This window comes from Staphylococcus sp. HMSC035D11 (assembly GCF_001836075.1).
Classification (GTDB): domain Bacteria; phylum Bacillota; class Bacilli; order Staphylococcales; family Staphylococcaceae; genus Staphylococcus; species Staphylococcus hominis.
Window position 1 is genome coordinate 1 of record NZ_KV827270.1, and the last position, 10,466, is coordinate 10,466.

Consider the following 10,466-nt stretch of genomic DNA (forward strand, 5'->3'; position numbering starts at 1 on the left):
ATTTGTTAGAAATTATGTCCCAGCCTCTTTTTGATTTATGAAAATTATGAAGATAATCCTGATGAAGCACTACTACTTTGTTGTTCTTTTAATTTTTCTGGATTAAGTATAGTATCTTCTACAGATTTTTTAATATCGCTATCTTTATAATCTACGTTGTATTCTTTCAATAAGTCTTTATAAGCATTTGTCAATAGTTTTGGATTTTTTTGAACTTTTTGTTCAATAATTTTTGTTTTTAATTGAGATTTTTGTTTATTAAAGTCATCTTCTTTATCAGCTTTGATAATGTGATAGCCGTATTCTGTTTTAACAATGTCAGAAATTTGACCTTCTTTTAGTTTAAATAAAGCTTTATCAAATTTATCGACCATTTGTCCTTTAATAACATAACCTAATGATCCGCCTTTTTTAGCTGAAGCAGAATCCATTGATTCTTTTTTGGCAATGTCATCAAATTTATTTGGATTTTTTTCAACTTCTTTTTGAATTTTTTCAGCTTTTGCTTTTGCTTTTTTATCTGATAAACCTTCTTTATCACTATCAGATTTAACTTTAATTAAAATGTGTGATGCTTTCTTAGTATCATCTTTTATTTCTTTGTCAGACACTTTAACTTTATCATTAAGTAATTGTTTTTGGTAAGCAGATAGTCTTTTCTGTTCTTTGTAATCATCAAGGGTCATACCCTGTTGTTTTAGCATACTTTCAAATTGATCTTTACCACCATATTGTTTTTCTTCTTTTTTAATATCATCATCGATACGCTTAGTATCTACTTTGTCTTTATATTTATCAGCTAATATTTTATTTAACTCAATACTAAATGATGTGCTAGCAATTTGATCTTTACCAATTTTATCCATAACATCTTTAACGGTTACATTACCAGCTTTTGAAGAAATTAATGTATTATCTTTAGAATCTGTAGAATCAGAACTACATCCTCCCAGTAATAAAACACCTGCTGTAACAGGGACAATGAGTTTATTCATAATTTTCATAGTTGATAGCTCCTTTTTGTATGTTAACAAAGTTACTATAACATAATATAATTATTCCACCAATTAATAAAAGGTGATTTACAACTAAAGTATTAGATGAAAAATAATTTAAAAAAAGTCTACGATATCATTCAATATCATAGACTTTTTAATATATTCAAAATAACCAGTAGACTGTATTTTAATTTTAATTGAATACGTTTATAATTACCCTTCTTTATATATTAGAACTTTGAATGGAATGGCACTTTTGTCAGTAAATTAATGCCTGTTTGGTGTTCTTCAACAAATTGTCCTTCTTTTGAAAAAAGAATAATTTTTAAATATAAAAAATCCATAACTGATAGACCAAGATTTAAGGCAAATAAGAACATAAAATAATGTCCATAACTTGGAAAATGATAAGTTAGGAAAATTAAAATGCTTGTAATTATTAAAAATGGCAAAATAAGATTAATGCAAAAATAAAACTTGCGGACAGGCGTATTCACATACGTATTAAAATAAGGAAGCCATTTTTTCTTATTTAACTTGTGCCATCTAAACGCATGAATATAAGGTAAAAAGAAGAATAAATGTATTGTTTTGTGAATAGGGTACATAAGAATGATAAATAATATTAGAAGTAAAAAGTATTTATCTGATAAAGGCGTTTTTACAAAATAATACATAATCTCATAACTAACTAAAAACGCAATAATAGTTGTTACAATACTTAAAAACGCAATTCTTGGAACACCAAATCGCGCATGGATATCTATATGACGTTTACATAAAAACATAACTCCACCTCGAAAATAGGTCGTTTAATATACGATAGGTATTATCTAACTAACTTGAGTTATCGTCAAGACAATTTTTAATAGCTATTGTAATATAGAGCAATGTTTTTATATTAGATTGTATATTTATAAAAAAAGCCATAAAGAAATCTATTAATATAAATTTCTTCATAGCCAAATTGAGCTCAATGTTAGAGTTCTATTTGTTATTATTCTTATCTTCTGAAAATGTATTACTAATTTCTTCGCCACGATTTTGAAGATTTTCAATATGAGATTTTAATTTTTCAATATTAGGATTGATATCAGATTTAAAATCTCCGATTAAAGTCTTAAATTCGTTAGCAATGTCGCTACCTTGTTGTACACCGTCATTTTTCACTTGCTTACTATAATCAATAATATTATAGAAACTACGTTTAATTGTTTCGATTTCTCGTTCTAATTCTGAGCGAGCACCAGTAGGAACTTTTTGTCCAGAGGCATTAGCATTATATCTTTGTTGATCACGATTCATCCATGATACAGCAATACCAGAAGCAAGTCCCACACTGATACCAAATAATACACGTGTAACTTTCATTTTTTATTCTCCTCACTATTATGTCGATTATAGAATAAATCATATCATTTTATGAAGTAAGTAACGATTGACTTAAGCTACTTACTATAATTATTACATTGACATATTGATTTCATTTTATATTACCCATAAATGATATTCAATATGCAGAATTATTCAAATTGAGCTTTAATTTGTTCAGCAATATCTTTTTTCTGTTCATCGCTAATTTCATTTTCATGAGTGTCCCATTGATAACCAAAACCATCGATATCATTTTTATATCGAGGTAGGAAATGGAAATGCAAATGAAATACTGACTGATCAGCATATTCACCATTATTTTGAATAATGTTTAATCCATCAGGTTGAAATGCTTTTTTAATGGCATTTGCTACTTTTGGAATAGCAGCTCCAATGTGTTTCATTGTTTCTTCATCAGTTTCAAAAATATTAGGAGAAGCTTTCTTCGGAATTAAAAGTGTGTGTCCTTTAGTAACTTGAGAAATATCTAAAAATGCATAAACATAATCGTTCTCATAAACCTTATAGCTTGGAATTTCACCAGTAAGAATTTTACCAAAAACAGTTTCTGACATAATTAAATGCACTCCTTTAACCTATTTTTACTCATTATTATAACATTGTTATTTTAAAAATTCGCTAATGAGTTATAGCAAACCTTAGTAGTTATATAATGATTTTGGTACAATATAACTCATGGAGGTGCCTTATGACAGTTAAAGTTGAACATTTAACAGGAGGATATGGTAAACGTCCTGTTATTGAAAATATAAATTTTGAATTAAAAAAAGGTGAAATAGTAGGATTAATTGGTCTCAATGGCGCTGGAAAAAGTACGACCATTAAGCACATGCTTGGATTATTAACGCCAATGGAAGGAACACTTTCTATTTCAGATACCAATATTAATGATGATATCGAAATCTACCGTCGTAAACTATCATATATTCCTGAATCACCAGTCATTTATGAAGAATTAACATTAGAAGAACATATAGCCATGACTGCTATGGCTTATCAAATAAGTAAGGAAGAAGCAATGAAACGTGCGCGTCCTCTACTAAAAACATTTAGACTTGAAAATGAACTTAATGTTTTTCCTAGCCATTTTTCAAAAGGAATGAAACAAAAAGTAATGATTATATGCGCATTTATTGTCGATCCTGAACTTTATATTATTGATGAACCATTTCTTGGTTTGGATCCATTAGGTATACAATCCATGCTTGATTTGATGGTTGAAAAGAAAAATGAAGGGCGTACAGTACTAATGAGTACCCATATTCTTGCAACTGCTGAAAGATATTGTGATCGATTCATTATTTTAGATAAAGGAAAAGTGGTTGCTTTTGGAAATTTAGAGGAACTACGAGAACAAACGGGTCTTAAAGATCAAACTCTTGATGATATTTATATCCATGTTACGCAAGGTGGTCAAACGACATGAATAATGAAGCCATAGCATTATTTAAACAACGTTATGACGCAATAAAAAAAGAAAAACATTATTATAATAAATTTATTTTTAATGGTCACTTTACTGTATTCTTAGTTATTTTATTAGGAGCCTTCATATTAGGTTATGGTCAATGGTTACAACATATTCCTAAAAATATAGATTATGCATTCTTAGCAAGTATTGTAATTGCTTTAACTTCAATCTTTCCATTTCGAACATTTTTAAAAGATGCTGACAAGTTATTTTTGCTTCCTTTTGAGAAGAATATGGAAGATTATATAAAATTAGGCCTAAGATATAGTTATTTTAACCGTATAATATTACAAATAGTGTTATTAATTGTATTATTTCCATTGTTTTATAAGCTTAATCAACAATTAGTTGTATCTTATATCGTGATGAGTGTATTAACGCTTATTCATCCTATTTTAGGACTACGCTTAAAATGGCAATGGTATCGTGCGAGATTGTCTCAATGGATATTAAATGTCTTAATATTTTCACTTAATTTTATAACGTATTATCTAATTTTAGGGAAACAATTATATTTTGCCATTTTATTAACAATAATTTTCTTTGGCATGGCGTACCTTATACCTAAGTTTAAGAGTCTTACGTTATTTCCATGGGAACAGTTGATTTCAGTAGAAGAAAGACATCATACAAATTATTATAAATTTGTAAATATGTTTACAGATGTTAAGCATTTAAAAGAAAATGCAGCAAGACGCAAATATTTAGATTTTCTTTTACCCACACCCAAAGGACGTCGTTTTAATTCGCACAATATGTATCTTTATTTATTTGTGAGAAGTTTTGTAAGAGGAAAAGATGCATTAAGTATTATTCTTCGACTTGTTGTCATTGCACTTGTACTTATGATTTGGCTGTCTCATCCACTTGTTTCTATTATTATTGGTAGTTTATTTATGTATATTATTTTATTGCAAATGTCTCAGTTTTATACGCAGCAAGCGTATGGACTATGGCCTCAGGTTTGGCCTGTATCAGATAGTGAAGTGATCAAAGGATATGAAAAATTCTTATATCGCCTTATGATTATGATAGGTATTATTTTCGCAATCATTTTTATCATCTTTTATATAAAATACTTCTTTTTTGCAATTGTATTCTTTATTGTAGGATGGTTAACGATTAGAAGTACGATTAAAAAATTGCAATATCAGGAAACTTTATTAAGAGATTAAAAAAAGAGGGAACTTAAGATGTATTAAACACATACTTAAGCTTCCTCTTTTTATGTTAATCATTAATAGGATATAAATATCTTTCAAAATAACTTGAATGTTGACTGCTTGAGCCAAAATAATGTCTTAATGCTTCTTTAGAAAAATAATCATTAAACATATCAGATGATTTAAAATCTTCGTATGTTTGACGATTAGCGAAGCCAAAGTAAATTTTATAAGTAGTACCTTCTTCAGGTCGTAAGAAACGATAGCTTTTAAAACCAGCAAATTGACTGAAATCTAAATTCAAATTCGAAAGACGTTTTTCTAGTTGATTGACATGATCTTCTGAACTTGGAATGAAGATAGCTGAATAGAAATGTTGATGATTAAGCTCATTGATTTCATTAACAACTTCATAAGTAGTAGGGTGTTTAAGTATAGATTTATCTTCGGATTCTTCAATAATGACTGAAGAATCATTAGTTGAATAAATAAACAGATGATTTTCAGGATGATTTAAACGAATTTGATTTAAATAGTCATAAGTTCCATAAGTTGTATATATTTTCATAAGCCATACCTCCTTTATTTATGTATATTATACGATTAAATGATAAGACTAGCTATTATAAATAATTTAAATAAGAAAATAAATTGTGAATAATTTATTTAAATCAATTCACTTATAATTACAAATTTAAAATTAAAGAATAGATAGACGTGCTTTGTCATTTTTATGACATTTAATATTTAAGAAACGCGAAATCTTTTATGTTGTGATATTATGAATAAGAATGATTTTAATTTAGGAGGATAAAATGGTGCATAAAAAAAATAATACAATTTTACAAACAATTAAAGGGGAATCAACCTCACACACACCTGTGTGGTTTATGCGCCAAGCTGGCAGATCACAACCAGAATATCGCAAATTAAAAGAAAAGTATTCACTTTTTGATATTACACATCAACCAGAACTTTGTGCATATGTAACACATCTACCTGTTGATAATTACAATACTGATGCAGCTGTGTTATATAAAGATATTATGACACCACTTAAACCTATCGGAGTAGATGTTGAAATTCAATCTGGTATAGGTCCTGTAATCCACAATCCCATTAAATCTATGAAAGATGTGGAAAAATTAACTCAAATTGATCCTAAAAGAGATGTGCCTTATGTGCTAGAAACAATTAAAATTCTAACTGAAGAAAAGTTAAATGTACCTTTAATTGGATTTACGGGTGCTCCCTTTACATTAGCATCTTATATGATTGAAGGTGGACCTTCTAAAAACTACACATTTACTAAGGCAATGATGTATGGCGATGAAGAGACTTGGTTTGCTTTAATGAATCATCTTGTAGACGTTTCAATTAAATATGTAACAGCTCAAGTTGAAGCAGGTGCAGAATTGATTCAAATTTTTGATTCATGGGTAGGCGCACTTAATGTACAGGATTATCGATATTATATAAAACCGTCTATGGATCGTTTAGTCCGTGGAATTAAAGAACATCATAATATTCCTGTTATATTATTTGGTGTAGGGGCTAGTCATCTCATTAATGAATGGAATGATTTGCCAATTGATGTTTTAGGTTTAGACTGGCGTACATCTATTTTGAAAGCGGATCAATTAGGTGTAAATAAAACATTACAAGGTAATTTAGATCCTTCATTACTACTAGCACCATGGGATGTATTAGAAAAAAGAGTTAAAGCAATACTTGATGAAGGAATGCAAAGAGGTAAACATATATTTAACTTAGGTCATGGCGTTTTCCCAGAAGTTCAACCAGATACACTTAAAAAAGTAACACAACTGGTTCATGACTATACGCAAAAATAAAATTAGAATCATAAAAATGTATTTTTAAAAGGGAAGGTTTTAAGAATGACTAAAACAGTAGGTTTATTAGTAATGGCATATGGTACGCCATATAAAGAAAGTGATATTGAACCATATTACACAGATATACGACATGGTAAAAGACCAACAGAAGAAGAACTTCAAGATTTAAAAAATCGTTATGAATTTATAGGTGGTCTTTCTCCACTTGCAGGAACGACAGATCGTCAAGCTAAAGCACTTACAGATGCACTTAATAAAACATATGATGATGTAGAATTTAAATTATATTTAGGATTGAAACATATTTCTCCTTATATTGAAGAAGCAGTTGAAAAAATGCATAATGATGGTATTACAGAGGCTGTTACAGTCGTATTAGCTCCCCATTATTCAAGTTTTTCAGTAGGTTCATATAATAAACGTGCTAAAGAAGAAGCGGATAAATATGGTATACAACTACATCATGTTGAACGTTATTATCAACAACCTAAATTTATTGAATACTGGACAAATAAAGTAAATGAAACATTAGCTGAAATTCCAGAAGAAGAACATGATGAAACAATTTTAATCGTGTCTGCGCACAGTTTACCTAAAGGATTAATAGAACGTAATAATGATCCTTATCCTAATGAAATTAAAGATACTATGGATCGTTTAGAAGCTTCTACAAATATTAAACATGTAGCGCAAGGTTGGCAGTCAGAGGGTAATACAGGTACGCCTTGGTTAGGACCTGATGTACAAGATTTAACAAGAGAATTATACAATGAACATCATTATAAAAACTTTATTTATACACCAGTTGGATTTGTTTGTGAACATCTTGAAGTACTTTACGATAATGATTATGAGTGTAAAGTTGTTTGCGATGACATTGGTGCTAATTACTATCGACCAGAAATGCCTAATACAAATCCGTTATTTATAGGTGCGATTGTCGACGAAATTAAAACAGTTTTTTAAAAAGGAAGGGACATGTTGTGAGTAAAAAAGTTGCAATTATAGGTGCTGGCATTACAGGTCTAGCCAGTGCATATTATTTTAAACATTACAATGAAGACATAGATGTAACTATTTTTGAAGCAACTTCAAGACCTGGAGGTAAAATTCAAACTTATCGACGCGATGGTTATACTATTGAACTTGGTCCAGAATCCTACTTAGGTCGAAAAACGATCATGACAGATTTAGCAAAAGATATAGGTCTTGAAGATGATTTAATTACGAATCAAACAGGACAATCCTACATTTTTGCTAAGAACCAATTGTATCCTATTCCAGGTGGATCAATTATGGGAATTCCAACAGATATTAAACCTTTCTTAAAAACACGTTTAATTTCCCCTTTAGGAAAATTAAGAGCAGGATTAGATTTAGTTATTCCGCCTATTAAAATAGAAAATGATATTTCGGTTGGTGAATTCTTCAGAAAACGTTTAGGAAACGAAATGCTGGAAAATTTGATTGAGCCCCTTATGGGAGGAATTTATGGAACAGATATTGATCAATTAAGTTTGATGAGTACATTTCCTAATTTCAAGTATAAAGAAGAATCATATGGTAGGTTAATTAAAGGAATGAAAGATGAAAAACGCGAACGTACAAGAAAACGTCAGCTTTATCCAGGTGCTCCTAAAGGACAATTCAAACAATTTAGACATGGGCTAAGTTCATTTATTGAAGCACTAGCTAAAAATGTTGAACAAAAAGGTGTACACATCAAATATAATACACCAGTAGAAGATATTCATATTCATAATGATAATTATGAGATTGTTACACATAATAGTCGAGAGACGTTTGATGGTTTACTTGTTACGACACCGCATCAAACGTTTATGAAATGGTTTAATCATGATTCAGCATTTAAATACTTTAATACTATGGATTCTACTACAGTTGCAACGGTTGTATTTGCATTTGATGAGAAAAATATCGAAAATACCTATAATGGTACTGGATTTGTCATTGCAAGAACCAGTCATACTGATATTACTGCATGTACTTGGACGACTAAAAAGTGGCCGTTTACTACACCAAAAGGTAAAGTATTATTACGTGCGTATGTAGGAAAACCTGGCGATACGGTTGTAGATGACCATACTGATGAAGAAATTGTAAATATCGCACGTCGAGATTTAAGTAAAATGATGACGTTTAAAGGTGATCCAGATTTTACCATAGTGAATCGATTACCAAAAAGTATGCCACAGTATCATATCGGTCATATGACTCAAATTCGCAATATACAAAATCATGTAAAACGTCAATATAACGGGTTACGCATTACCGGTGCACCTTTTGAAGCGGTAGGTTTACCTGATTGTATTCAACAAGGCAAAAATGCTGTTGAAGAATTAATAGACGAGTTATAAATAAAGCATAGTAAATAGGCACTTTTTAGAGGTTACATTTGTCTCTTTAAAGTGCTTTATTTTAAAATAAATAGTCATTATTAAGAAGAAAAGGAGAATAAAAAATGACAGATGTAATTATTGTTCATTCACAAATAGGAAATGCACAAAATCATTGGTATCAATGGTTAAAACATAACTTAGCACTCGAAGGATATAATGTACAATTGTTTAATTTAGATAAAGCGGATAATAAAAAATTAGATATGTGGCTAAAAACTATGAAACAACAAATTAAAATCAATCATCCCGATACGTATGTTGTAACACATGGCTATGGTTCAATCGCTGCTTTGAAATTTATTGAACAATTAGATTTAAAACGTCCAATAGAAGGCTTTTTTAGTATTGCTGGATTTAAAGAAGATGCTCAAGACATCGATGAATCTGTTAATTTAGATCATATTACCATTGATTATGATGAAGTTAAGAAAAAGGTGAAACACTTTCACGGTCTCGCTTCAAAAGATGATGAACATGTATCTTATAAAGAAACTGAAAAGTTATTACAAGCTTTAGGAGGATCAATTCGAATTGTTGAAGAAGGAGGGCACTTCCTAGAAGAAGAAGGCTTTGTTTCTTTCAGTGAATTACAAGAAAAAATGCAAAAATATATGACACAATAATGTTAGAGCGGGAAAGTATCAAATAGTAATATAAAGAGTAATAATAATTATGAGATTTTATACCCAAATTATCCCATAAAATAAAATTTTTTAAGTGTAGCGTTTTTTTACACAAATTAATTTATAATTTTTATTGACTATATAGGTGTTAATATATATACTAATAAAGTATTGAAAAAAGCACTAATTAAAAAATAATTATCTCATAATTATTTAAATTTATAATTAACGTATTGTAAAAATTATTTTAAAAAAGTGTTGACATTACAGTGGCTTAAATGATATATTAATTAAGTACTCATTTGAAGTGCTAATAATATTGGCGCGGGATGGAGCAGTTCGGTAGCTCGTCGGGCTCATAACCCGAAGGTCGGTGGTTCAAATCCGCCTCCCGCAATACATAATTTTATAGGTCTCGTAGTGTAGCGGTTAACACGCCTGCCTGTCACGCAGGAGATCGCGGGTTCGATTCCCGTCGAGACCGCCATTACTTTTGACTTATGATTAAGGTTCAGTAGCTCAGTTGGTAGAGCAATGGAT

At 29.8% G+C, this 10,466-nt stretch carries 11 protein-coding genes and 2 tRNA genes; 8 read left to right on the forward strand and 5 right to left on the reverse strand.

Going from position 1 to position 10,466, the window contains the following annotated elements; translation table 11 throughout:
- Nucleotides 1-44 precede the first annotated feature (44 nt).
- The 4 genes from HMPREF2647_RS08365 to HMPREF2647_RS08380 form a co-directional block, all read right to left on the reverse strand.
- Nucleotides 45-1,004: a peptidylprolyl isomerase PrsA gene (locus HMPREF2647_RS08365; protein ID WP_017176388.1), complete on the reverse strand. Its 960-nt coding sequence runs from the start codon at nt 1,002-1,004 to the stop codon at nt 45-47.
- A 224-nt stretch (nt 1,005-1,228) separates the two neighbouring features.
- The gene (locus HMPREF2647_RS08370) at nt 1,229-1,786 is read right to left on the reverse strand and encodes a DUF3267 domain-containing protein (RefSeq protein WP_017176387.1); all 558 of its coding nucleotides are present in this window, start codon (nt 1,784-1,786) and stop codon (nt 1,229-1,231) included.
- A 199-nt stretch (nt 1,787-1,985) separates the two neighbouring features.
- The gene (locus HMPREF2647_RS08375; protein WP_070859922.1) at nt 1,986-2,369 is read right to left on the reverse strand and encodes a YtxH domain-containing protein; all 384 of its coding nucleotides are present in this window, start codon (nt 2,367-2,369) and stop codon (nt 1,986-1,988) included.
- 152 nt (nt 2,370-2,521) lie between these two features.
- A complete protein-coding gene (locus HMPREF2647_RS08380; protein ID WP_070859925.1) occupies nt 2,522-2,947 on the reverse strand; it encodes an HIT family protein in 426 nt (141 codons plus the stop codon).
- A gap of 134 nt (nt 2,948-3,081) precedes the next feature.
- Here HMPREF2647_RS08380 and HMPREF2647_RS08385 point away from each other — a divergent pair, with 134 nt between their 5' ends.
- Nucleotides 3,082-3,819, forward strand: coding sequence for an ABC transporter ATP-binding protein EcsA (locus HMPREF2647_RS08385; RefSeq protein ID WP_048761762.1), 738 nt, complete (start codon nt 3,082-3,084; stop codon nt 3,817-3,819).
- The gene (locus HMPREF2647_RS08390) at nt 3,816-5,039 is read left to right on the forward strand and encodes an ABC transporter permease EcsB (RefSeq protein WP_070859931.1); all 1,224 of its coding nucleotides are present in this window, start codon (nt 3,816-3,818) and stop codon (nt 5,037-5,039) included. Before HMPREF2647_RS08385 ends, HMPREF2647_RS08390 begins: the two co-directional genes overlap by 4 nt.
- Nucleotides 5,040-5,094: 55 nt before the next feature.
- On the opposite strand, the gene HMPREF2647_RS08395 is transcribed toward HMPREF2647_RS08390, so the two are convergent.
- Nucleotides 5,095-5,595, reverse strand: a complete 501-nt coding sequence (locus HMPREF2647_RS08395; RefSeq protein WP_017176383.1) for an antibiotic biosynthesis monooxygenase — start codon at nt 5,593-5,595, stop codon at nt 5,095-5,097.
- Between the two features lie 247 nt (nt 5,596-5,842).
- Here HMPREF2647_RS08395 and hemE point away from each other — a divergent pair, with 247 nt between their 5' ends.
- The 6 genes from hemE to HMPREF2647_RS08425 all read left to right on the forward strand — a co-directional run bounded on the left by hemE (nt 5,843) and on the right by HMPREF2647_RS08425 (nt 10,413).
- Nucleotides 5,843-6,880, forward strand: a complete 1,038-nt coding sequence (gene hemE / locus HMPREF2647_RS08400) for a uroporphyrinogen decarboxylase (protein WP_017176382.1) — start codon at nt 5,843-5,845, stop codon at nt 6,878-6,880.
- A gap of 45 nt (nt 6,881-6,925) precedes the next feature.
- Nucleotides 6,926-7,849, forward strand: a complete 924-nt coding sequence (gene hemH / locus HMPREF2647_RS08405) for a ferrochelatase (protein ID WP_049379368.1) — start codon at nt 6,926-6,928, stop codon at nt 7,847-7,849.
- Between the two features lie 17 nt (nt 7,850-7,866).
- Nucleotides 7,867-9,261 carry a protoporphyrinogen oxidase gene (gene hemY, locus HMPREF2647_RS08410; protein WP_070859934.1) on the forward strand — a complete coding sequence of 465 codons (1,395 nt, stop codon included), beginning with the start codon at nt 7,867-7,869 and terminating at the stop codon, nt 9,259-9,261.
- 104 nt (nt 9,262-9,365) lie between these two features.
- Nucleotides 9,366-9,926: an RBBP9/YdeN family alpha/beta hydrolase gene (locus tag HMPREF2647_RS08415; RefSeq protein ID WP_017176379.1), complete on the forward strand. Its 561-nt coding sequence runs from the start codon at nt 9,366-9,368 to the stop codon at nt 9,924-9,926.
- A 323-nt stretch (nt 9,927-10,249) separates the two neighbouring features.
- Nucleotides 10,250-10,323: transfer RNA gene (locus HMPREF2647_RS08420), tRNA-Met, on the forward strand.
- A gap of 14 nt (nt 10,324-10,337) precedes the next feature.
- Nucleotides 10,338-10,413: transfer RNA gene (locus tag HMPREF2647_RS08425), tRNA-Asp, on the forward strand.
- Nucleotides 10,414-10,466: the final 53 nt, after the last annotated feature.

Excerpts from the sequence above, each read along its gene's own strand:
- HMPREF2647_RS08365 (WP_017176388.1), bottom strand. The coding sequence starts at position 1,004 with ATGAAAATTATGAATAAACTCATTGTCCCTGTTACAGCAGGTGTTTTA.
- HMPREF2647_RS08370 (WP_017176387.1), bottom strand. The coding sequence starts at position 1,786 with ATGTTTTTATGTAAACGTCATATAGATATCCATGCGCGATTTGGTGTT.
- HMPREF2647_RS08375 (WP_070859922.1), bottom strand. The coding sequence starts at position 2,369 with ATGAAAGTTACACGTGTATTATTTGGTATCAGTGTGGGACTTGCTTCT.
- HMPREF2647_RS08380 (WP_070859925.1), bottom strand. The coding sequence starts at position 2,947 with ATGTCAGAAACTGTTTTTGGTAAAATTCTTACTGGTGAAATTCCAAGC.
- HMPREF2647_RS08385 (WP_048761762.1), top strand. The coding sequence starts at position 3,082 with ATGACAGTTAAAGTTGAACATTTAACAGGAGGATATGGTAAACGTCCT.
- HMPREF2647_RS08390 (WP_070859931.1), top strand. The coding sequence starts at position 3,816 with ATGAATAATGAAGCCATAGCATTATTTAAACAACGTTATGACGCAATA.
- HMPREF2647_RS08395 (WP_017176383.1), bottom strand. The coding sequence starts at position 5,595 with ATGAAAATATATACAACTTATGGAACTTATGACTATTTAAATCAAATT.
- hemE (WP_017176382.1), top strand. The coding sequence starts at position 5,843 with ATGGTGCATAAAAAAAATAATACAATTTTACAAACAATTAAAGGGGAA.
- hemH (WP_049379368.1), top strand. The coding sequence starts at position 6,926 with ATGACTAAAACAGTAGGTTTATTAGTAATGGCATATGGTACGCCATAT.
- HMPREF2647_RS08415 (WP_017176379.1), top strand. The coding sequence starts at position 9,366 with ATGACAGATGTAATTATTGTTCATTCACAAATAGGAAATGCACAAAAT.